We start from the raw sequence: 23,900 nt of genomic DNA, 5'->3' as shown, positions 1-23,900 counted from the left end.
GCCGTCGCTGCCCCGCTGGGTCAGGCGCCCGCCCCGGGAGGGAGTGCGTGCGGGTCCAGCGGGTTCTTGGGCTGCTCCAGCGGGGGCAGCGCGGGAAGCGCGTCCCACGGAACCTGCTTGCTGCGCAGGTCCTTGCGGACCTTGTCCGCGAGCTTTCTGGTGTCGCGGCGGTTCATCACGGCGCCGACGGCGGCGCCGACCATGAACGGAATCAGGTTGGGCAGATTGCGCACCATGCGCTTCATGATCTGCTGCCGCAGCTGTCGCTTGAGCTGACTGCCCATCGAGACGTCGTACGTCGAGGGTTTGGTGACCTCGATCCCGCGCTCCTGGGACCAGGCGTTGAGATACGCCAAGCTGCGTTCTTTGAGGTTGCCGGGCGCCCGCAGTCCGTAGACCTCGTGGAGCTCGGCGATGAGCTTCAGCTCGATGGCCGCCACGCCCACGACCTCCGCCGCGAGCTCGGTCGGCATGGCCGGCGGCACGGGCATCATCGCGGCGGCGCCGATGCCGGCGCCGACCGTGGAGCTCGCGTTCGCCGCTCCCGCGACCAGCTTGTCGGCCAGCTGCTCGGGGGTGAGGCCCGGGAACTGCTTACGCAGTTTCTCCAGGTCGCGCACCGGGATGCGCGGCGCGTTGTCGATCAGGACGTCGGCGATGTGGGCCAGCGCGGCCTTGGCACTCTCCTTGCTCTTCGCCAGCCCCACCCGTGCCCCTTGTCCGCCCTTGGTGACGCCGTGCCTGACGGCGGCCAGGCGCCGGGCCCTGGTCGGGGGCCCTGCCTGGCCTGCTGCCTCTAGCGAGGCCGGCTGGCCCCGCTCCGCATCCTCGATCGCCCCAGGCGGCAGCGACGCGGCAGCGCCCTCCGTGGACGCCTCCGCGCCCGGCAGCGGGCCTGTACCGCCCTGGTGCGCCTCCGGCTTCTCATGACGCCGGAAGCGCCGCTTCCCGGGCGGTTTCTCGCCTGCCACTGGCGGCCTGCCTCAGTCGCAGTCGCGGCAGATGGGCTGGCCGTTCTTCTCGCGCGCCAGCTGGCTGCGGTGGTGCACGAGGAAGCAGCTCATGCAGGTGAACTCGTCCGCCTGCTTGGGCAGGACTCGGACGGCGAGTTCCTCGTTGGACAGGTCGGCTCCGGGGAGCTCCATGCCCTCGGCGGCCTCGAACTCGTCCACGTCGACGGTCGAGGTCGACTTGTCGTTCCGCCGGGCCTTCAGTTCTTCAAGGCTGTCCGAATCGACGTCGTCGTCGGTCTTGCGTGGGGTGTCGTAGTCCGTTGCCATGTCGCTCTCCCCCTCTGGGTGGTTGCGGTGTCTCCAGCGCACGTAACGCGTGAGAGGCCGGACTTGTGCCCGACCTGAGGCGGAGATTTTGCCTCACATCAAGGTCTGTTACTCAATCGACACCCAACCGGGCCCCTCAAGAGGGATCGGGTTGGATGGCGATGGGGACCGTACACGGTCCGTGGACGCGCTTCACGAGCGCCACCCCGTGTACTTCCCGTGATGTCACCCCCTGGAAACCCGGGCTTTTCCCGGCTTTTCGCAGGATCCTTGATCACTGAGAGTCGAAGGACCGGATCCGACCCATGTGATCGATCGCACATCTATTCGTCGGAGGCTGTTTCCGAAAATTCCGCTTAAAGCGAACAACCAGCCCGGGTGCTCAGACAGGAAGCGTGACGCGCGTCACCAGGCCGCCTCCCTCTCGGGGTACCGCGGAGATACGGCCGCCGTGCGCGCGGGCGACCGACCGGGCGATGGAAAGCCCCAGGCCGACGCCCTTGTCGCTGCCCGTGCGCTCCTGGCGGAGCCGTCGGAACGGCTCGAAGAGGTTGTCGATCTCGTACGCCGGGACCACGGGGCCCGTGTTGGTGACCAGAAGGACCGCATGGCCCTGCTCGACCTCCGTGGTCACCTCGACCCAGCCTTCTTCCGGGACGTTGTACCGGACGGCGTTCTGCACGAGGTTCAGGGCGATCCGCTCCAGCAGGACACCGTTGCCCTGGACGACGGCGGGAGCGCGCTCACCACGGACCTCCACGCCCTTGGCATCGGCCTCGGCGTGGACCTGGTCGATGGCGCGCGAGGCGACCTCCGCCAGGTCCACGGGCTTGCGCTCGACGATCTGGTTGTCACTGCGGGCGAGCAGCAGCAGACCCTCGACGAGCTGTTCGCTGCGCTCGTTGGTGGCCAGCAGCGTCCTGCCGAGCTGCTGGAGCTCCACCGGTGCCCCGGGATCGGAGAGGTGGACCTCCAGCAGCGTGCGGTTGATCGCCAGCGGCGTACGCAGCTCGTGGGACGCGTTCGCCACGAACCGCTGCTGGGCGCTGAAGGCGCGCTCCAGCCGGTCCAGCATCTCGTCGAAGGTGTCGGCGAGCTCCTTGAGCTCGTCGTCGGGGCCGTCCAGCTCGATCCGGCGGGACAGGTCCGAGCCGGCCACCTGACGCGCGGTGCGGGTGATCCGGCCGAGCGGCGACAGGACCCGGCCGGCCATCGCGTACCCGAATGCGAAGGCGATGATGCTGAGGCCGAGCAGCGCGAACAGGGAGCGTCGCAGCAGGTCGTCCAGGGCCAACTCGCGCTGGTGCGCGAGGCACGCGGAGACGGCCTGGTTGAACTGCTCACCGGAGCCCTCCTCGGGGAGCGTGCACCAGTCCGTGGTGGGCTGGACCTTCCCCTCGACGATCTTGAAGGGCAGTTCGGCCACACCGACGTTCAGCGCCTGCGCGGTGAACAGGTAGATGATCGACAGCAGCAGAATGCCCGCGATCAGGAACATTCCGCCGTAGAGCAGCGTGAGCCGTATCCGGATGGTCGGCCGCAGCCACGGGCGGACCGGCTCCCTGGGGTCCCAGGTCGGTTTCGGAGGCGCCTCCGGAGGCGCGGGAAGGGTGGCCACCCCGATCAGATCCGGTAGCCCGAACCGGGCACCGTGACGATCACGGGCGGCTCGCCGAGCTTGCGGCGCAAGGTCATCACGGTCACGCGCACGACGTTCGTGAACGGGTCCGTGTTCTCGTCCCATGCCTTTTCCAGCAGCTGCTCGGCCGACACGACCGCGCCCTCACTGCGCATGAGCACCTCCAGTACCGCGAACTCCTTCGGAGCGAGCTGGATCTCCTTGCCGTCCCTGAAGATCTCGCGGCGGTTCGGATCGAGTTTGATGCCCGCGCGCTCGAGGACAGGCGGCAGTGGCACCGTCGTACGGCGTCCGAGCGCGCGCACACGGGCGGTGAGCTCGGTGAACGCGAACGGCTTGGGCAGATAGTCGTCGGCGCCCAGCTCGAGGCCCTCCACGCGGTCGCTCACGTCACCCGAAGCCGTCAGCATCAGTACCCGGGTGGGCATGCCGAGCTCGACGACCCTGCGGCAGACGTCGTCGCCGTGGACCAGCGGGAGGTCGCGATCGAGCACCACCACGTCGTAGTCGTTGACCCCGATGCGCTCCAGGGCGGCGGCGCCGTCGTAGACGACGTCGACCGCCATGGCCTCCCGGCGCAGTCCGGTGGCCACCGCATCGGCGAGCAGTTGCTCGTCCTCGACGACGAGTACGCGCACGTCGCTCTTCCTCTCTCCGGAGCCCTTCGGGGTGACAGGGCAGGTCTGCGCACTGACTGTGCGGATCCATCCTGCCCGTTACGCGCGTAAACCGGAGGTAAGTCGAACGGGCCCCGACCTGCGCCCCGAGGAATCACAAGGATTCGCGGGACAGTTGAGGTTTCCACCCGGGAAGGCCTGGGGAGGACGACTGCACACCCCGATCACGCCCTGTATGTGGCACACCACGACCTGTGCCAGGGCGGATCAACCCACCGTCGGCACACCCCCGTGCCACCGACCTACGACGAGGGGGCGCATCATGGACGCTTTCACTGCCGGACTGCTGCAGCGTATAAAGGCCGCCGAGACCGACCTCACGATCGCTCGGGAGACGGGCGACGACTTCCTCGCGGACGTCGAGCAGGCGGAGCTGGACGACCTGCATCGCCTGGCCGCCGAGCACGGGGTCAACCTCACGGCAGCCTGACGCCCGCGCGAGCGCACCGCGTACGAGGGGCCCGGCACCGCAGAGGCGGTGCCGGGCCCCTCGCGCATGCCCAGTCGTGTCAGTCGTGCCAAGCGCCCAACTGGTCCAGGAGAGCCTGCAGGGGTTCGAAGACGCCCGGTGTCGCGGCGACCGTCAGCGCGCCGGACGGCGGCTCACCGGGGCGCCCGCCGGTCAGTGCGCCGGCCTCGCGGGCGATCAGGTCGCCGGCCGCCAGGTCCCAGGGGCTGAGGCCGCGCTCGTAGTAGCCGTCCAGGCGGCCGGCCGCGACGTCCGCCAGGTCGATGGCCGCCGAGCCGCTGCGCCGGATGTCCCGCAGCCGGGGGATCAGTCGCTGGGCGATGTCCGCCTGGTGCGCGCGGACCGTGTGGACGTAGTTGAAGCCGGTCGAGACCAGCGCCTGGTCGAACGGCGGCGCCGGCCGGCACCGCACGGGCCGGTCGTTCAGGTACGCCCCGCCGCCGAGCACCGCGCGGAAGGTCTCGCGTCGCATCGGGGCCTCGACCACGCCGACCACCGTCTCCCCGTCACGCTCGGCGGCAATGGAGACGGCCCACGTCGGCAGCCCGTACAGGTAATTGACCGTGCCGTCGAGCGGGTCGATGACCCACCGGACGCCGCTGGTGCCGACCATGGACGCGCCCTCCTCGCCGAGGAAGCCGTCGTCCGGGCGGTGGTCGGCCAGGATGCCGGTGATCAGCTTCTCGGCGGCGATGTCCATCTCCGTCACGACGTCGACGGGGCTGGACTTCGTCCGGGCGACGCCCAGGTCGTCCGGCCGGCCGTCCCTGAGGAGTGCGCCGGCCTGGCGGGCCGCTTCCAGGGCGAGGGCCAGCAGTTCGGACGTCAGCGGATCGGTCACGGGGTCGGTCACTGAGGTCTCCTTCACGCGTACGGGCTGTCGGCGCCGGCTGCCGCGGGCTTCGGCGCGCGGGCCGGACAGCAGCCGACCGGGCAGAGGTCGTGGCTCGTGCCGAGGGCTCCGAGCGCACAGCGCTCGGCCGCGATGCCCCGCTCGGTCGCGGCCCGCTCCAGGACAAGATCGCGCACGGCCGCCGCGAACCGCGGGTCCGCGCCGACGGTCGCGGAGCGACGAACCGGCAGTCCCAGTTCGGCGGCCTTCGCGGTGGCCTCCGTGTCGAGGTCGTACAGGACCTCCATGTGGTCGGAGACGAAGCCGATGGGGACCATGACCACCGCGGGCGCACTCGATGCGTGCAGCGCCTCGAGGTGGTCGCAGATGTCCGGCTCCAGCCATGGGATGTGCGCGGCGCCGCTGCGGGACTGGTAGACGAGCTCCCAGGGGTGCTCGACGCCGGTTTCGTCGCGCAGGGCGTCGACGATCAGCCGGGCCACGTCCAGGTGCTGGCGGACATAGGAGCCGCCGTCGCCGTGCTCGGACGCGGGGCCGGAGGCATCGGCCGCGGACGTGGGGATGGAGTGCGTGGTGAAGGCGAGGTGCGCGCCGACGCGGACCTCTTCCGGCAGGTCGGCCAGCGAGGCGAGAACACCGTCGATCATCGGGCGTACGAAGCCGGGGTGGTTGAAGTAGTGCCGCAGCTTGTCCACGCGCGGCAGCTCCAGACCTTCCGCCTCGAGCGTGGCCAGGGCCTCTGCGAGGTTCTCGCGGTACTGGCGGCAGCCGGAGTAGGAGGCGTACGCGCTGGTGGCGAGGACGGCGATGCGCCGGTGTCCCGCGACGGTCATCTCACGCAGGGTGTCGGTGAGATACGGCGCCCAGTTCCGGTTGCCCCAGTGGACCGGCAGGTCCAGGCCGTGCTCGGCGAAGTTCTTGCGCAGCGCGTCCAGCAGGGCGCGGTTCTGGTCGTTGATGGGGCTGACGCCGCCGAAGAGGAAGTAGTGCTGCCCCACTTCCTCGAGCCGTTCCCGGGGGATGCCGCGGCCGCGGGTCACGTTCTCCAGGAACGGGACCACGTCGTCCGGGCCTTCGGGGCCGCCGAACGAGAGCAGCAGAAGGGCGTCGTAAGGAGCTGGATCACGCAGATCGGACATGGGGCGATCCTGCCACCCCCTTCGCACACCGGAAAAACCGCGGTGCGCGCACGGACGGTCGGCGCGTAATCTGTGAAGGCTGCTCATACGCCTTACCGGAGTCCCCGTTGCCCAGTCCGTACCGCGCGATCTTCGCCACCCCCGGCGCCTTGGGGTTCTCCGCCGCAGGCTTCGTCGGCCGGATGCCGCTGTCCATGATGGGCATCGGAATCATGACCATGGTCTCCGAGCTGACCGGCCGCTATGGCCTCGCCGGCACGCTCACGGCCACCCTCGCCCTGTCCGCGGCCGTACTCGGCCCGCAGATCTCGCGCCTCGTCGACCGTCACGGCCAGCGCAAGGTGCTGCGTCCGGCCACGCTGGTCACCATGGCCGCGGTCGCCGGGCTGCTGATCTGCGCCCAGCAGGGGGCGCCGGACTGGACCCTGTTCGTCTTCACGGCCGCCGCCGGGTGCGTGCCGAGCGTCGGCGCGATGACCCGGGCTCGCTGGGCATCGCTGCTGCGGGGTTCACCGCGCGAGCTGCACACGGCGTACTCGGTGGAGTCGATCATCGACGAGGTGTGCTTCATCTTCGGTCCAATCGTCTCCATCGGTCTGTCGACGCTGTGGTTCCCGGAGGCAGGCCCGCTGCTCGCCGCCGCGTTCCTGCTGGTCGGCGTCTGGTGGCTGACGGCGCAGGGCGCCACGGAGCCGAAGCCGCACCCGGCGGAGGAGCACACCAGCACAAGCGCGCTGCGCTCTCCCGGTCTGCAGGTGCTGGTCGCCGCGTTCGTCGCCACCGGGGCGATCTTCGGCGCGGTCGACGTGGTCACGGTGGCGTTCGCGGAGGAGACGGGCCACAAGGCCGCGGCGAGTTGGGTGCTCGCGGTCTACGCGCTCGGCTCCTGCCTCGCGGGCGCGGTCTTCGGCCTGCTGCATCTGAAGGGCGAGCCCGCCCGGAGGTGGGTGCTGGGCGTCTGCGCGATGGCCGTGAGTATGATCCCCCTCCAACTGGCCGGGAGCCTGCCGTTCCTGGCCGTGGCACTCTTTGTCGCGGGCCTTGCCATCGCGCCGACGATGGTGACGACCATGGCCCTCGTCGAGGCTCACGTACCGCGCAGCAAGTTGACCGAGGGCATGTCCTGGACGAGCACCGGGCTCGCGGTCGGCGTCGCTCTGGGTTCCTCGGCCGCCGGCTGGGTGGTCGACGCGCAGGGAGCTGCTGCGGGGTACGCGGTGCCCGGCGTTGCGGGAGTGTTCGCGGCCCTGGTGGCGTTCCTGGGGTACCGCCGGCTGCGCAGGCCGGTGCCGACGCGGGAGGGGCAGCGTGAGCAGCGTGATCAGGACCCGGAGGAGCGAGAGCAGCCAGTGGCGTAACTGGGCGGGGACCGTCGCTTCCAGGCCGGCGAGGGAAGCGCGCCCTGCCTCAGTGCAGGAGCTCGCCGAAGCGGTGCGTGAGGCGGCGGAGGACGGTCTGAGGGTGAAGACCGTCGGTACGGGGCACTCCTTCACGGCCATCGCCGCCACCGACGGCCTGCTGATACGCCCCGATCTGATGACGGGTATCCGGCGGATCGACCGGTCGCAGATGACCGTCACCGTGGAGTCGGGCACTCCGCTCAAGCGGCTGAACACGGCCCTCGCCCGCGAGGGCCTTTCGCTCACGAACATGGGCGACATCATGGAGCAGACGGTGGCGGGGGCGGTGTCGACCGGCACACACGGCACGGGGCGTGATTCGGCGTCCGTGGCCGCCCAGATCAGGGGCCTCGAACTGGTGACGGCGGACGGCTCCGTGCTGACCTGTTCGGAGAAGGAGAACCCGGAGGTCTTCGCCGCGGCCCGGATCGGTCTGGGCGCGCTCGGGATCATCACGGCGATCACGTTCGCCGTGGAGCCGGTCTTCCTGCTGACGGCGCGTGAGGAGCCGATGCCCTTCGACCGGGTCCTCGACGAGTTCGACGCGCTGCACGCGGAGAACGAGCACTTCGAGTTCTACTGGTTCCCGCACACCGGCAACTGCAACACCAAGCGCAACAACCGCAGCGCGGGCCCCGCGGCCCCGCCCGGCCGGATCGGTGGCTGGGTCGAGGACGAGCTGCTGTCCAACGGGGCCTTCCAGGTGGCCTGTTCGCTGGGCCGCGCGGTGCCGGCGGCCATTCCCGCGATCGCCAGGGTCTCCAGCCGCGCGCTGTCCGCCCGCACCTACACGGACATTCCCTACAGGGTCTTCACATCTCCGCGCCGGGTGCGGTTCGTCGAGATGGAGTACGCGCTGCCGCGGGAGGCGGCGATCACGGCGCTGCGCGAGGTCAGGGCCATGGTGGAGCGCTCGCCGCTGCGGGTGAGTTTCCCGGTGGAGGTGCGGACGGCTCCCGCCGACGACATCACGCTCTCGACGGCATCGGGCCGCGAGACCGCGTACGTCGCCGTGCACATGTACCGCGGCACGCCCTACCGGTCGTACTTCACCGCGGTGGAGCGGATCATGACGGCTCATGGCGGCCGGCCGCACTGGGGCAAGATCCACACGCGCGACGCGGAGTACTTCGCCGACGTCTACCCGCGGTTCGCCGAGTTCACCGCGTTGCGTGACCGGCTCGATCCGCAACGGGTGTTCCAGAACGCCTATCTGCGCCGGGTGCTGGGCGACTGACCCTCACGGCCCGTCACCGTCGCCGTCCTCCGCGTCCGGTCCCGGCGTCGGGCCGCTCATGTGGTCGCCGCGCCGCTGGTGTGGTAGGCGAGCCGAACTCGCCTTCCCCGATGTCCCGTCGGGGCTCCGGCCGCGCCAATTCTCCTGCCGGGGCCCCGGGATGGACCGTGACCTCGCGGAGCTGCTCGCCGGTTCCGCGGAAGAAGTGGTGGAAGATTCGGCCGCCGCAGGGCGCCCCCACACCGACCACTCCGCACGATGACGGTTTCACAGACCCGGCGTCGGGATGCGCGCACGGCAGCGCCACCGTTTTCCGGCTTCTGCCACATCTCCGGCCTCTGCTTGCCCTTCGTCCCGTCGCGTGCCGGGTTGGGACATATGAGCGAAGCGATTCCGTTTCTGACGTTTCCGTGAAGCACAACACCTGGTCACCCCCCGTTCGGGCACACAACTCCCGCCCCCCTGGAGAAGTTCGGCGGCGCGGCGGTCCACCCCCATGGCCCGAATGGAGTACTGTGGCGAGCCCTGGGACCGGCTTCCCTCGTGGTGTCGGGACCCAGGTTGGGGGCCGAAAATGGCGCTCGATCCGGCGGCGCCGCGGTGAAGCACGGAGATCTATCGCTCAGAGTGACCAACCAATCACGCTGAGTGCCAATAGGTAACCGTGCCATAACGGCGATCCAGGGCAGCTGCCCGACACGCCGGGCAACTCGGCAAGGTTGTGGCAGGCTGCACCCGGGCAGGCCACACTCGACTAGCGGAAGCAGCGACGCAGGTGACGTCGGCAGGCACCACCCGGGAGGTCCCCATGCCCGAACTGCGTGTCGTGGCCGTCTCCAACGACGGCACACGACTGGTGCTCAAGGCTGCGGACAGCACGGAGTACACGCTTCCGATCGATGAACGACTGCGCGCAGCCGTGCGCAACGACCGCGCCCGCCTCGGCCAGATCGAGATCGAGGTGGAGAGCCATCTCCGCCCCCGCGACATCCAGGCGCGTATACGCGCCGGTGCCTCCGCGGAGGAGGTCGCTCAGCTCGCCGGCATCCCCGTCGACCGGGTGCGCCGGTTCGAAGGGCCGGTGCTCGCGGAGCGCGCCTTCATGGCGGAGCGCGCCCGCAAGACTCCCGTACGCCGCCCCGGCGAGAACGCCGGACCACAGCTCGGCGAGGCGGTGCAGGAGCGGCTGCTGCTGCGCGGCGCCGAGAAGGACACCGTGCAGTGGGACTCGTGGCGCCGCGACGACGGCACCTGGGAGGTCCTGCTGGTCTACCGGGTGGCGGGCGAGCCGCACTCGGCGAGCTGGACCTACGACCCGCCGCGGCGGCTCGTGCAGGCCGTCGACGACGAGGCGCGCGCACTGATCGGCGAGACCGACGACACGATCGCGCAGGAGCCGAGCTTCCCGTTCGTCCCGCGTATCGCGCGGCTGCCCAGGGACCGGCCGCTGGACCGTGCCCTGGACCGGCAGATGGACCGCCCGGCCACCGCTGTGCCGTCGGCCGACGGGGACGGCGACGACGAGCGGGACTCGCTGACGAGCCTGCTGGAGGCCGTGCCCAACTTCCGCGGCGACATGGTCGTTCCGGAGCGGCCCGCGCCGCCGGAGCCGGCGGCCATCGAGCCGGCGCAGGAGCCGGAGGCCGAGGAGGAGCCGGTCGCACCCGCCGCGTCGGCCGGTGCCGGATCGGCGTACGCGGACGTGCTGATGCCGCGTTCCGTCGCGGGCCACCGCGATCGGCTGACGGGTACCACGGACCGGCAGGCGGAGGCGGACGGCGTCCGCCCGGGCCGCCGCGCCGCCGTGCCGAGCTGGGACGAGATCGTCTTCGGCACGCGGCGCAAGAAACAGGAGTGACGAGCGCGTCGCAGGAGGGCCGGCCCGCAAGGGGCCGGCCCTCCTGCGTGTGGTCAGCCCGGCTGCGGGCCCGTGGCCACCGGACGGTTCGGGTGGTGGGACCACTCGGACCAGGAGCCCGCGTACAGGGCGGGCTCGAAGCCGGCGAGCTCCAGGGCCACCGCCTGCTGGGCGGCCGAGACACCGGATCCGCAGTAGACGCCGACGGTGCCCGTGCCGCTCCCCGCCCCGAGCCCCCGGAAGCGGGCGGCCAGATGCTCGGCCGGGAGGAAGCGGCCGTCGGCGTCGACGTTGTCCATGGTGGGCGCGGAGACCGCGCCTGGGATGTGCCCCGCTACCGGGTCGATGGGCTCCACCTCACCGCGGTAGCGCTCTCCCGCGCGGGCGTCGAGCAGAAGCCCCTCGCGGGCCATCGCGGCCGCGTCGTCGGCGTCGAGCAGCGGCAGCGCGCCCGGCTTCGGCTCGAAGGTGCCCGCTGCGGGAGCGGGGACCGTGGTCTCCAACGGTCCCGTCCACGCGGCGAGTCCGCCGTCGAGAACCCGTACGTCGCCGTGGCCCGCCCAGCGCAGCATCCACCAGACGCGCGCCGCGCCCCAGCCCTTGTCCCCGTCGTACGCCACGACCGGTGTGTCGGGCGAGACGCCCGCTGCTCGCATCACCGCGCCGAAGGCCGCGACGTCGGGCAGCGGATGCCGGCCGCCGGCTCCGGGCGGGCCGGCCAGTTCCGCTTCCAGGTCGACGAAGACGGCGCCGGGGAGGTGCCCTGCCTCGTAGTCGGGCCGTCCGTGCGGCCCGCCCAGCTGGTAGCGGACGTCCAACAGCACCGGCGGCGTCGGGCCGGCGAGTTCGTTCGCAAGATCGGCTGCGGAGATGATCGGAGTCATGTCGCCATCCTCGCGCACCGGTGTGTCGCACGGTAACGCCGTCGAAGCGGATTTGCCGCCCCAAAACGGGCAACCTGCGGCGGGAACCCGCCATATCCGGCGCGGCCCGGGCGCACCGCGCCCCGCGGGGTGACACCATCTGCTCGGGCGCAGCGACCTTCGCGCACATCCCCGCACGCCGCGCCCGGTCCCCCCGTACGGCCACCACGATGGTCCGAGGAGAGAGTGACGATGACCGAGGCGACTCGGCCCACGCCGGGCACACCTTGCTGGGTGAGTCTGATGGTGCACGGCCTTGACGCGACACAGGACTTCTACGCAGGCCTGTTCGGCTGGGAGTTCTCTCCCAGCCCGACCCAGCTGGGGCCCTATGTCCGCGCCATGCTCGGCGACAAGGAGGTCGCGGGCATCGGCCGCCTCCCGGTCGACCGGCATCTGCCGGTGGCCTGGACGCCGTACCTGGCGAGCGACGACGCGGACGCCACCGCCGAGTCGATCCGCAGCTGCGGGGGAACGGTCGGTGTGGGACCGCTCGACGCCGACACGGCCGGACGGCTGGTGATCGCCTCCGACCCCTCGGGCGCGGTGTTCGGCGTCTGGCAGGCATCGGCGCACCTGGGCAGCGCCGTGTACGGCACGCATGGAACGCCCGTGTGGAACGAACTGCTGACCCGGGAGACCGCGTCGGTCGGCAAGTTCTATCACGCGGTCTTCGGCTACGACGCCAAGGCGGACGACTCCTCCGCGCTCGACCGCCTCACGCTGTGTCTCGACGGCCGGCCGGTGGCCACCGTGCACGGGGTGGGCCAAGCCCTGCCGCGCGGTCGCGGGGCGCACTGGATGACGCACTTCGAGGTGGAGGACGTCGACGCGGCGGCCCACCGGGTGGTGGAGCTGGGCGGGCAGGTGATCGAGCCGCCCGGGCCGGGAGCGGGCGGACGCGTGGCGACCGTCTCCGACCAGGAGGGCGCGGCTTTCAGGATCGTACGGTCGGACGCCCGATGACCCCGTCGCCGTTGGCCGTGCGGCCGTCGCCGACCTCGACCGGCAGGACGTCCGGTGAGAGGGCCGCCGCGCGGGCCGTCGCCGCTGTCATCCTCCGGCGGTGGTGTCGTCGGCACAGCACCTCGTAACCGACCTCGTCCGGCGACTGGTTGACGTCCCCGACGACGACCTGGGCGCCCTCGACGACCATCTCCCCTCCGACGGTGCGCGCGTTGTGCGTGGCGCGGGCCCCGCACCAGCACAGCGCCTCGACCTGGAGCACCTCGACGCGGTCGGCGAGTTCGACCAGGCGCTGCGAGCCGGGGAAGAGCTTGGAGCGGAAGTCGGTGGTGATGCCGAAGGCGAACACGTCCAGGGCGAGGTCGTCGACGACGCGGGCGAGCTGGTCGACCTGCTGGGGAGCGAGGAACTGCGCCTCGTCGGCGATCACATAGTCGCAGCGGCCGCCCTTGGAGAGGCGGTCGACGAGGTACGCGTAGAAGTCGAAGCCCTCGGCGGCCTCGACGGCGTCGGTGACCAGCCCGAGCCGGGAGGAGAGCTTGCCCTCGCCGGCCCGGTCGTCACGGGTGAAGATCATGCCCTGAAGGCCTCGGGCAGACCGGTTGTGCTCGATCTGAAGAGCGAGGGTGCTCTTTCCGCAGTCCATCGTTCCGGAGAAGAACACCAGCTCGGGCATGGGGCGTTGAGACCTTTCGGGTCTGAGTGGCGGGGCTTTCAGGAACGTACTTCGAGGAGCGGTACGAGCTGCTCCGTGGGGGTCATGGAACCGTGCATGCCGACCATCGCCGACTCGTTGGGCTCGCTGACGGACGCGGTGATCACCACGTCGTCGTGTGCCGCGGCGACGACGTCGCCGATCCGCGCATACACCCTGTCGTCGATCCGGGGACCGAACCAGCCGGCGGCGATCGCCTCGTCCCGGCTCGCCACCCAGAACTGCTCCCCCAGCACCTCGCGCCAGACGGCGAGCACGTCGCTCGCGGCGCCCGGCACGGCGTAGACGTGGCGGGCCCTGCCCTCCCCGCCGAGCAGGGCGACACCGGCCCGCAGCTCCCAGTCCTCGTCGAAGTCGATACGGGACTGCTCGTCGAAAGGGATGTCGATCATGCCGTGGTCGGCGGTGACGTACAGAGCCGCGCGGGCCGGAAGCTGCTCGGCGAGACGCTCCACGAGCCGGTCCACGTACATCAGCTGACCGCGCCAGGCGTCGGAGTCGATGCCGAAGCGGTGGCCCTTGCCGTCGACCTCGCTGTAGTAGGTGTAGACGAGGGAGCGGTCCCCTGCGGCCAGTTGCGCGGCGGCCAGATCCATCCGCTCCTCGCCGGTCAGCCGGCCGTGGAACGTGCCGCCGCTGAGTGCGACCTTGGTGAGCGGCGTCTGCTCGAACGCGGGCGACGACACCTGCGCGGTGTGCACGCCCGCCCGGTCCGCGAGCTGGAAGACGGTGGGGTACGGCTGCCAGACCTGCGGCGCGCTCCACGGCCGCCAGCGCAGCTGGTTCATCAGCTCGCCGGTCTCCGGATTGCGCACCGTGTAGCCGGGCAGGCCGTGCGCGCCCGGCGGCAGGCCGGTGCCGACGGAAGCGAGCGAGGTGGCGGTGGTCGCGGGAAACCCGGCGGTGATCGGCCGCCCTGTGCCGCCGCGCGACGTGCCGAGCAGCGAGGTCAGGTACGGGGCCTCGTCGGGGTGGGCCCTGATCTGCTCCCAGCCGAGTCCGTCGATCAGGAACACGCAGTTCCGATCGGCCGGGGTGAGCTCCGGGATCGCCTGGCCGAGGCCGGGTACGCCCTGGCCCGCTGCGAGCGTCGGGAGCAGATCGGCGAGCGAGCCGCTGCCGTACTCCGGTACGGGCGCGGCGCCGACGGCGAGCGGGACGGGGTCGTCCGGCCAGAGTTCGGACCGGTCGGTCTGGGCGGGCTGGGCCATCAGCGGGTGGCTGCCGTGGCTTCGGAGAGCGCCTGGGCGAAGACAAGGGTCTGGCGGACCGTGTCCGGGCCGTCACCGGCCTCGCTGACCCGGAGGCTGAGGTCGTCGGCGGTGGAGTTGCCGGTGTAGCCGTGGTCGGCTTCGCAGTTCGGGTCGCCGCAGGCGGCCGGCTCCAGGTCGAGGCGGGAGACGGCGCCCCAGCCGATGGTGAGGACGACCTCGCGGGGCAGGGTCCCCGGGGTGTACGACTCCGGGTTGGCGACCACGCGGCTGACGACGACGGACGAGATCCGGCCGAGCTTCACCGACTCGGTGGAGGTGGTGGCGTACGGCGTCGGGGAGCTCGAGTCGGCGGCCTGCTCATCGGTGTGGCTGACGATGAACCGGTTCGCCGTGAGGACGAGGACCGTGACATGGCGCCGGACCTCGTTCGCGTCGAACGTGGTCTCCTGGTGCACCAGGTACGACGCGATCGGCTCGCCGCCGACGGCGGCCTCCACCGCCTCTGCCACGAGTGCCGGGTAGTAGCCGCTGCGCTCGATCGCCGCGCGCAGCCCCTGGGTCGTCGTACCGGTCTTCGCCATGCGGTCCATCCTACGGGGCCCTGGGGGCACCGGGCGCTCAGTAGCTGGGGAGCCGGCGAGGGCCCAGGTCGGTACGGGGCGGTGGTGGCGCCAGCCGTACGGACGCGTCCAGCACCGAGAGTCCGTGCTGGGCGACCACGACCGGCTCGAGGCTGATGCCGACCACTTCGGGGTGGTCGTCGACCAGCCGCGACACGCGCAGCAGCAGCTCCTCGAGCGCGGACGTGTCCACGGGGGCGGAGCCGCGCCAGCCGAACAGGAGCGGTGCCGTGCGAATGGTCCGGATCAACTCGGCGGCATCGCGGTCGGTGGCGGGGACGAGTCGGTGAGCGGTGTCGCCGAGCAGCTCGGAGGCCGCTCCGGCCAGCCCGAACGAGAGCACGGCGCCGATCGCGGGGTCGACGGCCGCACGGACCACGGTGTCCACGCCGCGGGGCACCATCGCCTGGACAACGGGCTGCAGCTCGGCCGGCCTGCCCAGGCTGTCGGTCAACTCGCGGTACGCCAGGCGCAGTTGCGCCTCGTCGGCCAGATCGAGCCGCACGCCGCCGAGGTCGGCGCGGTGACGCAGGTGCGGGGCGGTGGTCTTGAGCGCGACCGGATAGCCGAGGCCCGCGGCGGCCTGCACGGCGGCGTCGGCGTCGGGCGCGGGAAGTGTGGGCCGCACATGGATGCCGTAGCGCGCGAGCAGTTCGCGGGCGTCGGCGGCGCCGAGGGCGAAGCCCCGGTGATCCGCCGACGCCCCGAGCATCCGGTCGATGTGCGCGGCGGCCCCGGCCTCGTCGATGTCCTCGTACTCCGGCACCCGCCCCGGCTCTGCGGCGTACCGCCGCCACTGCGCGTACCGCGCGGCCTCGGCCAACGCCCGCACGGCCCGCTCGGCGGCGGGATACGCAGGAATCCACCGCGCTGCGGCGGAGCCGCCAGGCGGGTCGGGGGTGGGGATGGGCGCGTGGGGGCCGGGGGCGCCGCCCGGTGCGGCTGCGCGCCGGCCACCGGGGGCCGCCTCGCCGGCGCCGGGAGCGGAGGCGCTGCCCGCAGGGGTCGGGCGGCCGGGACCGTGACCGGCCGCAGACGCGGTCGGCGGCGCGGGAGGCGTGCCGCCACCGGGGCCGGGCGCCGCGCCGGAAACGCGGGCATCGCCCGCAAGGTTCGGGTAGCCCGGGCCGTCACCGGCCGCAGACGCGGTCGGCGGCGCGGGAGGCGTCCCGGGAGCGGGGCTGAACGCCGCCCCGGAAGCGGAGGCGCTGCCCGGTGCGGACGCGCGCCGCTCACCGGGGGCCGCCTCGTCCGCGCCGGAAGCGGTGGCACCGCCCGCGGCGTTCGGGCCGGGACCGGCAGCGGACGCGGACGGCGTCCCGGCGCCAGGTCCGGGGGCTGTGCCCGGGGCGGGCTCGCTGTGGGCAGGGGCCGGGCCGTGGCCGGCTGCGGGAACGCTCCCCGTCGCGCGCGGCGGGCGGGCACCGTCGGGCGCCGGCAGGGTGGCCGATCGGGCTGGCGGCGTGGCGCGGTCGGCGGGCGGGGCCGTGCTCGACGCGGCGGCCAGGGCGTCGGCCAGCTCGCCCATTTCGACATGCACCACCGCCACCGGCTTCGCCGGCGCCGTGGCCGCCGCGTCGCGGAGAGCCGTCGCGAGGACCTCGCCGCCGGATTCCGTGAGGCCGTTCTCCCCGACCCAGGGGATCGCCGTCACGACCACCGCGTCGCACGCGTCGTCGACCAGTGCCTCCGCGAGCGCCGCGCGAAAGTCGGCGGGGGTGGCCGCCGTCGTGAGGTCTCGCGGCGGGAGAGGGCGCAGGCCTTCCGTCAGGCAGGCGTCGTAGGTGAGGAGTCCGAGGGACTCGGAGTTGCCGAGGATCGCCACCCGCGGCCCGCCCGGCAGCGGCTGCCCGGCCAGCATCAGGCCCGCGTCGACCAGTTCGGTGACGGTGTCGACGCGGATCACGCCGGCCTGGCGCAGCAGCGCCCCGACGGTCGCGTCGGGGATCCGGGTGAACGGCACCGCGTGGCCCGGTGGCGCGCTGCCGCTGTGCCGGGCACCCTTCACGACAACGACCGGCTTGAGCGCGGCGGTGCGCCGGGCGAGGCGGGTGAACTTGCGGGGGTTGCCGATCGACTCCAGGTACATGAGGACGACGTCGGTGTCCGGGTCCTCGTGCCAGTACTGGAGGAAGTCGTTCCCGGACACGTCCGCGCGGTTGCCGGACGAGATGAAGGAGGACAGGCCCGCGCCACGCCGGTGCAGCCCGGACAGCAGGGCGATGCCGATCGCCCCCGACTGGGTGAACAGGCCGATGCGCCCGGGCGCCGGGGCCTCCGGCGCCAGCGAGGCGTTGAGCCGGACGGCGTCGGACGTGCTGATGATGCCGAACGAGTTCGGGCCGATGATCCGCATCCCGTACGACCGGGCCTGCCGCACCAGTTCGCGCTGGCGTTCCCTCCCGGCCGCGCCGCTCTCCGCGTAGCCGGCGCTCAGCACCACCAGCCCCTGGACGCCGTGCTCGCCGCAGTCCGCCACGGCTTCGGGTACCCGCGCTGCGGGGACCGCGACGATCGCCAGGTCGACGGGCTCATCGATGTCGCCGACCGAGCGGACGGCGGGGACACCGTCGATCTCGCCGCGCGCCTCGGGGAACGCCCGGTTCACCGCGTACACCCGGCCCGTGAACCCGCCGTCGAGGAGGTTGCGCAGCGCGGTCCGGCCGACGCCGCCGGGGAGCCGACCCGTGCCGACCACAGCTACCGAACCGGGCGCGAGCAGGCGCTGCACCGAGCGCGCCTCGGCGCGCTGTTCGCGGCCGCGCTGCACGGCGAGGGACTCCTCCGTCGGCTCGAGGTCGAGGGTCAGATGGACGGAGCCGTCCTCGAAGCTGCGCTTCTGTGTGTACCCGGCGTCCCGGAACACCTTGATCATCTTGGAGTTGGCGGGGAGCACCTCCGCGGCGAACCGCCGGATGCCCCTCTCCCTGGCGACGGCCGCGATGTGTTCGAGCAGGGCGGAGGCGACACCGCGGCCTTGATGGGCGTCCTGGACGAGGAAGGCGACCTCGGCCTCGTCGGCGGGCGCGGAGGCCGCCCTGCCCTGTACGTCGATCCGGTCGTAACGGACGGTGGCGATGAACTCGCCGCCGATGGTGACCGCGAGGCCCACCCGGTCCACGTAGTCGTGGTGCGTGAACCGGTGGACGTCCTTGTCGGACAGCCGGGGGTACGGCGCGAAGAACCGGTAGTACTTCGACTCGTCGGAGACCTGCTCGTAGAAGCTGACCAGCCGGTCGGCGTCCTCGGTGGTGATCGGCCGGATCCGCGCCGTGCCGCCGTCGCGCAGCACCACGTCCGCTTCCCAGTGAGCCGGGTAGGCGTGCTCCTGCGAGGTCTGCATGGGGAAAGCCTACGGCCCGCCCACGGGTCGCGAAGGCGGTTGGCTGCGGGCAGGCTGAGGAGGCCGGTCGGGCGGTCCGTCACCCGGGTCCGAGTCGGCAAGGAGCACGCCGGAGCACATGAGAGACTGGTCTAGACAACCCGCCAAGACTTGAAGGGCAACACCATGGCTGAGCGCCGCGTCAACGTCGGCTGGGCCGAGGGCCTTCACGCCCGCCCCGCGTCCATCTTCGTCCGGGCCGCGACGGCTTCCGGCGTTCCTGTGACGATCGCCAAGATCGACGGCACGCCGGTCAACGCCGCCTCCATGCTTGCCGTGCTCGGTCTCGGCGCCCAGGGCGGCGAGGAAATCGTCCTCGCCTCCGACGCGGACGGCGCGGAGGCCGCCCTGGACCGCCTGGCCAAGCTGGTGGCGGAGGGCCTCGACGAGCTCCCCGAGGCCGTCTGAGCGCTCGGCTCGCGAGGCGCGCGGCATGAGGCGCGTGGCACGGGCGGAGCACGCACCACCCCACGGTGGCGCGACGCCGTGCGGAGCACACCGCCCCCGCGGCAGAGCAGGAATCACGCACGACAAAGCCGCGGCGCTTCGAATTCAGAAGTGCCGCGGCTTTTCGCTTACTGCTCCCCCGAGCAATTCCGGGCAGCATAAAACGACCCGGCTCCACCGCTTCCCTTTTGTATACGCCGCCTGTTAATTCCGGCCGCTCGCCGTGTTTACGGCAGGTTGCGAAGTCCTCACCCGCACCGTGCGCCGCAGCCGGTGCGCCGCCGCGACCCGCTCGGCGTGCAGGGCGGTCAGCGCCCGCGCGCGCTCGGCGTCGCGGCGCGCCACGGCGTCCACGATCGCCCCGTGCTCGGCCCAGGACTCGACCGGCTCGGCCGGCTGCTCCACGGCGTACATCCAGGCGGTCTTGTGCCGCAGCTGAATCAGCAGAGCCGTCAGACCGGGGCTGCCGCAGGCCTGGGCGAGGGTCTCGTGGAACCAGGCGTCGAGGGAGCGCAGGTCCTCGCCCTGTCCCCGCCGCGCCCTGTCCCGGCCCAGTCTGACCAGGCCGCGCAGCACCTTCAAATGCGCTTCCGTGCGCCGCTGGGCGGCGCGCGCCGCGCCCAGCGGCTCCAGCAGCATGCGGATCTCGAGGAGGTCGGCGGCCTCCTGCTCGGTGGGCTCGGCGACGCAGGCGCCCGCGTGCCGCCGGGTGACGACGAACCCCTCCGACTCCAGGGTGCGCAACGCCTCGCGCACGGGAACGCGGGAGACTCCGTAGCGGCGTGCCAGCTGCTCCTCGGTGAGCCGACTGCCGCGTTCGAACACGCCGGAGACGATGTCTTCGCGGATCGCCGTGCATACCGAGTGCGCGGGAATGCGCATGACCGAACCTCCGCCTTGATCCGAGCGAAACGCAACTGATTGACGCGTGTTCCCGTGACTCTATTGCAATGCGCTCGATTTTCCGACGGCAGGCGGGAATCCATGGAACCTTTTGAATGAGCGGGCAATCGCGGAATGGCGGAAACGCCACGCAAAACGCCGAAGGCCCCCGGCGGGGATGCCGGGGGCCCTCGGACACTGCTGGGGCGGGTCAGACGCTGACGCCGTGCGAGCGCAGGTAGGCGACGGGGTCGATGTCGGAGCCGTAGTCCGCGGTGGTCCGGGCCTCGAAGTGCAGGTGCGGGCCGGTCGAGTTGCCGGTCGAGCCGGAGAGACCGATCTGCTGGCCGGGGGTGACCTGCTGGCCGACGGAGACTCCGATGGACGACAGGTGGCCGTACTGCGTGTAGGTGCCGTCGTTCATGCGGATGACGATGTTGTTGCCGTACGCGCCGCCCCAGCCGGCCTCGACCACGGTGCCGGAGCCGACGGCGACGACCGAACTGCCGGACGCAGCGCGGAAGTCGACTCCCGAGTGGCTGCCGGAGGACCACAGGGTGCCACCGGTCTTGTAGCCGGTGGTCACGAAGGAGCCGGCGATGGGGAGCCGGAAGGAGTTCAGGCGCTTGCGCTCGGCCTCGCGGGCGGCGCGCTCCTCGGCCTCGCGGGCCGCCTTGGCGCGGGCCTCGGCCTTGCGCTTCGCCTCGGCCTCGGCCTTTGCCTTCGCCCGCGCCTCGGCGGCGGCCTCCTCGGCCTCCCGCTCCTGGGCGGCGGCCTGGTCGGCTATCTCGTCGGCGATCGATCCCATGGAGACGATATGAGTGAGACCGGTGTCCTCGACGGGAGCGGCCTCGGCGTCGGCGGCGAGCGCCGGGGAGGCGAAGCTGCCGATGACGCCGGTGGTGGCGAGGGCAGCGACGCCCGCGAGGTTCGCCCTGCGGCGCGTCAGGCGGCTCGGGGCACGGTGCTTCCCGGTGGCACGGGTGAACGCCATGAAGAGGCTGGTCCTTTCCTTCCTTCTCGCCTACCGGGTTAGCTGACGGGTTCGGAGCAGGAAGGTCTCCTACGGGCCCCTCCGCGCGGGCGAAGGCGTCCGATTCACCCCAGGGACTTCGTGGGTCCCCGGCTCCCCAGGCTCGCGCCTGACGGGGACTCGGCGATGACTGTCCGATGCCACGGGTGCGGCGATCTTCTGGCGAACAGCCGGATCGACGCTAGGCAGCTCATCTGTCAATCACCAAACGGACAGCCCATTTTGTAGCGCATGCCACAGAGCAGAACGGCCATCTCCCTCACAAAAGCGACAAAGGGCGGAACCCCGGCAAACGATCCGAAGCCGGGGTTCCACTTGGGCACCACATGCCCGTTTCGAACTGTATGACCGATAAGCGACTTTCAATCAGCCCGTGACGACGGTCACTTCACCGATCCCGAGGGCCTTGACCGGTTCCTCGATCTGCGCCGCGTCACCGACGAGCACGGTGACCAGCCGGTCCACCGGGAAGGCGTTGACCACCGCCGCCGTGGCCTCCACCGTGCCCGTCTCCGCCAGCCGCAGATACAGCTGTGCCTGGTAGTCGTCCGGAAGGTGCTGCTCGACCTGATCGGCCAGCGTGCCCGCCACGGACGCCGCCGTCTCGTACTTCAGCGGCGCGACGCCCACCAGGTTCTGCACGGCGACATCGCGCTCTGCCTCGGTGAGCCCCTCGGCCGCAAGCGTGCGGAGCACCTTCCACAGGTCCTCGAGCGCCGGGCCGGTGTTGGGGGTGTCCACGGAGCCGCTGATGGCGAGCATCGAGGCGCCCGAACCGTCCGGCGCGGAGCGCAGCACCTGGGCGAAGGCCCGCACCCCGTAGGTGTACCCCTTCTCCTCGCGGAGCACGCGGTCGAGGCGGGAGGTGAGGGTGCCGCCGAGGCAGTACGTGCCCAGCACCTGGGCGGGCCAGACGCGGTCGTGGCGGTCCGCACCGATACGGCCGATGAGCAGCTGCGTCTGCACGGCGCCGGGGCGGTTGACGATGACCACCCGGCCGGTGTCGTCGGCGCTGATCGCCGGCACGGGGCGGGGCTCCGCGCTGTCGCCCGTCCAGGTGCCCAGCGTCTCGGCGAGGACGGCGTTCAGGTCGACGCCGGTGAGGTCGCCGACGACCACCGCTGTCGCGGTGGCGGGGCGCACGTGCGCATCGAAGAAGGCACGCACGGCCGCCGAGTCGATCCGGGCCACGGTCTCCTCGGTGCCCTGGCGCGGGCGCGAGACACGCAGATCGGCCGGGAAGAGCTCCTTGGACAGCTGCTTTGCGGCCCGGCGGCCCGGGTTGGCCGTCTCGTGCGGGATCTCGTCGAGGCGGTTGCGGACCAGCCGCTCGACCTCGCCGTCCGCGAAGGCAGGGGCGCGCAGCGCCTCGGCGAGCAGGCCGAGAGCCTTGTGCAGCCGGGAGACCGGAACTTCCAGCGAGACCCGGACGCCTGGGTGGTCGGCGTGCGCGTCGAGTGTGGCGCCGCAGCGCTCCAGCTCGGCGGCGAACTCCTCGGCGGAGTGCTTGTCAGTGCCCTCGGAGAGCGCGCGCGCCATGATCGTGGCGACACCGTCGATGCCCTCGGGCTCGGCGTCCAGCGGGGCGTCGAGCGAGATCTCGACGGCCACCACCTGCTGGCCGGGGCGGTGGCAGCGCAGCACCGTCAGGCCGTTGTCGAGAGTGCCGCGCTCGGGCGCCGGAAAGGCCCAGGGGCGGGGGGCGCCCGCCTTCGGCTGCGGGTGGAAGTCCATGGTCACGGCAGCGTCGCTCACTGGTCCGTCCCCTCGTGCTCGTTCTCGTCGGCCGCTTCGGTCTCTTCGGCGATCGGTTCGTAGACCAGCACCGCCCTGTTCTCGGGGTGCAGCCTGGCCTTGGCGACCGCCTGCACCTCCTCTGCGGTGACCTCGAGCACCCGCTTCACAGCGGTGAGCGCCAGCTGCGGGTCGCCGAACAGCACCGCGTAGCGGCACAGTTCGTCGGCACGGCCGGCAACGGTGCCGAGCCGGTCCAGCCATTCACGCTCCAGCTGGGCCTGTGCGCGCTCCATCTCCTCCGCCGTGGGGCCCTCGGCCGCGAAACGCGCCAGCTCCTCGTCGACGGCCGCCTCGATCTGCGGGACGTCGACGCCGCCGGACGTCTTGACGTCGAGCCAGCCCATCGACGGGGCGCCGGCCAGCCGCAGCAGACCGAATCCGGCCGCGACGGCCGTCCGGTCCCGTCGGACCAGACGGTTGTGCAGCCGGGAGGACTCGCCGCCACCGAGGACGGTCAGCGCCAGGTCGGCCGCGTCGCACTCGCGCGTGCCGTCGTGCGGGAGGCGGTAGGCGGCCATCAGGGCGCGGGCCGGAACCTCCTCGACGATCTCCTCACGAAGCTGCGCGCCGATGTTCTCCGGCAGGCTGCCGTCCCGGGGCGGCTGCTTGCCGTCGTGGGACGGGATGGACCCGAAGTACTTCTCGATCCAGGCGAGCGTCTGCTCGGGATCGATGTCGCCGACCACCGACAGCACGGCGTTGTTGGGCGCGTAGTACGTACGGAAGAAGGCGCGGGCGTCCTCGAGGGTGGCCGCGTCCAGGTCGGCCATCGAGCCGATCGGGGTGTGGTGGTACGGGTGGCCCTCCGGGTAGGCGAGGGCGGTCAGCTTCTCGAAGGCCGTGCCGTACGGCACGTTGTCGTAGCGCTGGCGGCGCTCGTTCTTGACCACGTCGCGCTGGTTCTCCATCGACTCCTCGTCGAGGGCGGCCAGCAGCGATCCCATACGGTCGGCCTCCAGCCAGAGCGCCAGCTCCAGCTGATGCGTGGGCATCGTCTCGAAGTAGTTGGTCCGCTCGAAGCTGGTGGTGCCGTTCAGCGAGCCGCCGGCTCCCTGGACGAGCTCGAAGTGACCGTTCCCCTGCACCTGGCCCGAGCCCTGGAACATCAAGTGCTCGAAGAGGTGGGCGAGTCCTGTACGGCCCTTGACCTCGTGGCGTGAACCGACGTCGTACCAGAGGCAGACCGCGGCGACCGGGGTCAGGTGGTCCTCGGAGAGCACCACGCGCAGGCCGTTGGCCAGGCGGTGCTCGGTCGCTGTCAGGCCGCCGGAACCGGCCTGCGCTGTGGCCGTGTGACCCATGGGCATGTACGTCCCTTCGATCGCGAAAACTGGATTTGCTCCCAGACCTGCCACTGTATGCAAGCGTG

General features: G+C 71.7%; 21 protein-coding genes and 1 riboswitch. Of the genes, 6 read left to right on the top strand and 15 right to left on the bottom strand.

The window, feature by feature from the left end; all coding sequences use genetic code 11:
• Nucleotides 1-20: 20 nt before the first annotated feature.
• From ACIQ7Q_RS27265 to ACIQ7Q_RS27250, 4 genes are all read right to left on the bottom strand, one after another.
• Nucleotides 21-971: a hypothetical protein gene (locus tag ACIQ7Q_RS27265; RefSeq protein WP_403867442.1), complete on the bottom strand. Its 951-nt coding sequence runs from the start codon at nucleotides 969-971 to the stop codon at nucleotides 21-23.
• A 12-nt stretch (nucleotides 972-983) separates the two neighbouring features.
• Nucleotides 984-1,280: a DUF4193 domain-containing protein gene (locus ACIQ7Q_RS27260; protein ID WP_005310959.1), complete on the bottom strand. Its 297-nt coding sequence runs from the start codon at nucleotides 1,278-1,280 to the stop codon at nucleotides 984-986.
• Nucleotides 1,281-1,662: 382 nt separating this feature from the next.
• Nucleotides 1,663-2,898, bottom strand: a complete 1,236-nt coding sequence (locus tag ACIQ7Q_RS27255; RefSeq protein ID WP_403867439.1) for a sensor histidine kinase — start codon at nucleotides 2,896-2,898, stop codon at nucleotides 1,663-1,665.
• A gap of 5 nt (nucleotides 2,899-2,903) precedes the next feature.
• The gene (locus ACIQ7Q_RS27250; protein WP_403867436.1) at nucleotides 2,904-3,557 is read right to left on the bottom strand and encodes a response regulator transcription factor; all 654 of its coding nucleotides are present in this window, start codon (nucleotides 3,555-3,557) and stop codon (nucleotides 2,904-2,906) included.
• A gap of 301 nt (nucleotides 3,558-3,858) precedes the next feature.
• Between ACIQ7Q_RS27250 and ACIQ7Q_RS27245 the strand changes: the two genes are divergently transcribed.
• Complete coding sequence (locus tag ACIQ7Q_RS27245) at nucleotides 3,859-4,026, top strand: hypothetical protein (protein WP_189888452.1); 168 nt, start codon at nucleotides 3,859-3,861, stop codon at nucleotides 4,024-4,026.
• A 79-nt stretch (nucleotides 4,027-4,105) separates the two neighbouring features.
• Here ACIQ7Q_RS27245 and ACIQ7Q_RS27240 read toward each other — a convergent pair whose 3' ends face one another.
• Together ACIQ7Q_RS27240 and ACIQ7Q_RS27235 are read right to left on the bottom strand one after the other, a co-directional pair.
• On the bottom strand, nucleotides 4,106-4,906 hold the full coding sequence (locus ACIQ7Q_RS27240; protein ID WP_403867742.1) for an inositol monophosphatase family protein: 801 nt from the start codon (nucleotides 4,904-4,906) through the stop codon (nucleotides 4,106-4,108).
• A gap of 23 nt (nucleotides 4,907-4,929) precedes the next feature.
• The gene (locus tag ACIQ7Q_RS27235) at nucleotides 4,930-6,057 is read right to left on the bottom strand and encodes a ferrochelatase (RefSeq protein WP_403867433.1); all 1,128 of its coding nucleotides are present in this window, start codon (nucleotides 6,055-6,057) and stop codon (nucleotides 4,930-4,932) included.
• A 107-nt stretch (nucleotides 6,058-6,164) separates the two neighbouring features.
• On the opposite strand from ACIQ7Q_RS27235, the gene ACIQ7Q_RS27230 reads away from it, so the two are divergent.
• The 3 genes from ACIQ7Q_RS27230 to sepH all read left to right on the top strand — a co-directional run bounded on the left by ACIQ7Q_RS27230 (nucleotide 6,165) and on the right by sepH (nucleotide 10,552).
• The gene (locus ACIQ7Q_RS27230) at nucleotides 6,165-7,415 is read left to right on the top strand and encodes an MFS transporter (protein ID WP_403867431.1); all 1,251 of its coding nucleotides are present in this window, start codon (nucleotides 6,165-6,167) and stop codon (nucleotides 7,413-7,415) included.
• Entirely contained in the window at nucleotides 7,366-8,694 is a 1,329-nt protein-coding gene (locus tag ACIQ7Q_RS27225; RefSeq protein ID WP_403867428.1) for a D-arabinono-1,4-lactone oxidase, read from the top strand. The genes ACIQ7Q_RS27230 and ACIQ7Q_RS27225 overlap by 50 nt, the downstream gene beginning before the upstream one ends.
• Before the next feature lie 808 nt (nucleotides 8,695-9,502).
• Nucleotides 9,503-10,552 carry a septation protein SepH gene (gene sepH / locus ACIQ7Q_RS27220; RefSeq protein WP_403867426.1) on the top strand — a complete coding sequence of 350 codons (1,050 nt, stop codon included), beginning with the start codon at nucleotides 9,503-9,505 and terminating at the stop codon, nucleotides 10,550-10,552.
• A gap of 53 nt (nucleotides 10,553-10,605) precedes the next feature.
• Here sepH and ACIQ7Q_RS27215 read toward each other — a convergent pair whose 3' ends face one another.
• Nucleotides 10,606-11,436: a sulfurtransferase gene (locus ACIQ7Q_RS27215; protein WP_403867423.1), complete on the bottom strand. Its 831-nt coding sequence runs from the start codon at nucleotides 11,434-11,436 to the stop codon at nucleotides 10,606-10,608.
• A 231-nt stretch (nucleotides 11,437-11,667) separates the two neighbouring features.
• Between ACIQ7Q_RS27215 and ACIQ7Q_RS27210 the strand changes: the two genes are divergently transcribed.
• Nucleotides 11,668-12,441: a VOC family protein gene (locus tag ACIQ7Q_RS27210; protein WP_403867419.1), complete on the top strand. Its 774-nt coding sequence runs from the start codon at nucleotides 11,668-11,670 to the stop codon at nucleotides 12,439-12,441.
• Here ACIQ7Q_RS27210 and ACIQ7Q_RS27205 read toward each other — a convergent pair.
• From ACIQ7Q_RS27205 to ACIQ7Q_RS27190, 4 genes are read right to left on the bottom strand one after another with little or no spacing between them, the layout of a single operon-like run.
• Entirely contained in the window at nucleotides 12,413-13,117 is a 705-nt protein-coding gene (locus ACIQ7Q_RS27205; protein ID WP_403867416.1) for a thymidine kinase, read from the bottom strand. The genes ACIQ7Q_RS27210 and ACIQ7Q_RS27205 overlap by 29 nt on opposite strands.
• A 38-nt stretch (nucleotides 13,118-13,155) precedes the next feature.
• The gene (locus tag ACIQ7Q_RS27200; protein ID WP_403867413.1) at nucleotides 13,156-14,367 is read right to left on the bottom strand and encodes an alkaline phosphatase family protein; all 1,212 of its coding nucleotides are present in this window, start codon (nucleotides 14,365-14,367) and stop codon (nucleotides 13,156-13,158) included.
• Entirely contained in the window at nucleotides 14,367-14,951 is a 585-nt protein-coding gene (locus tag ACIQ7Q_RS27195; RefSeq protein ID WP_403867410.1) for a DUF5998 family protein, read from the bottom strand. Before ACIQ7Q_RS27195 ends, ACIQ7Q_RS27200 begins: the two co-directional genes overlap by 1 nt.
• A gap of 37 nt (nucleotides 14,952-14,988) precedes the next feature.
• Nucleotides 14,989-18,333 (bottom strand): GNAT family N-acetyltransferase, encoded by a 3,345-nt coding sequence (locus tag ACIQ7Q_RS27190; protein ID WP_403867407.1) that lies wholly within the window; start codon nucleotides 18,331-18,333, stop codon nucleotides 14,989-14,991.
• Nucleotides 18,334-18,498: 165 nt separating this feature from the next.
• Between ACIQ7Q_RS27190 and ACIQ7Q_RS27185 the strand changes: the two genes are divergently transcribed.
• Nucleotides 18,499-18,780 carry an HPr family phosphocarrier protein gene (locus ACIQ7Q_RS27185; protein ID WP_403867405.1) on the top strand — a complete coding sequence of 94 codons (282 nt, stop codon included), beginning with the start codon at nucleotides 18,499-18,501 and terminating at the stop codon, nucleotides 18,778-18,780.
• 243 nt (nucleotides 18,781-19,023) lie between these two features.
• Here ACIQ7Q_RS27185 and ACIQ7Q_RS27180 read toward each other — a convergent pair whose 3' ends face one another.
• From ACIQ7Q_RS27180 to ACIQ7Q_RS27165, 4 genes are all read right to left on the bottom strand, one after another.
• A complete protein-coding gene (locus ACIQ7Q_RS27180; protein ID WP_403867402.1) occupies nucleotides 19,024-19,701 on the bottom strand; it encodes a GntR family transcriptional regulator in 678 nt (225 codons plus the stop codon).
• A gap of 211 nt (nucleotides 19,702-19,912) precedes the next feature.
• A complete protein-coding gene (locus ACIQ7Q_RS27175) occupies nucleotides 19,913-20,695 on the bottom strand; it encodes a M23 family metallopeptidase (RefSeq protein ID WP_403867399.1) in 783 nt (260 codons plus the stop codon).
• A gap of 13 nt (nucleotides 20,696-20,708) precedes the next feature.
• Nucleotides 20,709-20,870, bottom strand: a riboswitch (cyclic di-AMP (ydaO/yuaA leader).
• Between the two features lie 230 nt (nucleotides 20,871-21,100).
• Entirely contained in the window at nucleotides 21,101-22,468 is a 1,368-nt protein-coding gene (locus ACIQ7Q_RS27170; protein WP_403867739.1) for a M16 family metallopeptidase, read from the bottom strand.
• A 17-nt stretch (nucleotides 22,469-22,485) separates the two neighbouring features.
• The gene (locus ACIQ7Q_RS27165) at nucleotides 22,486-23,838 is read right to left on the bottom strand and encodes a M16 family metallopeptidase (protein WP_403867396.1); all 1,353 of its coding nucleotides are present in this window, start codon (nucleotides 23,836-23,838) and stop codon (nucleotides 22,486-22,488) included.
• Nucleotides 23,839-23,900 lie beyond the last annotated feature (62 nt).

The organism is Streptomyces sp. NPDC096176, from assembly GCF_044763255.1.
Lineage (GTDB): Bacteria > Actinomycetota > Actinomycetes > Streptomycetales > Streptomycetaceae > Streptomyces.
This window is presented reverse-complemented; position numbering and strand designations above follow the sequence as displayed.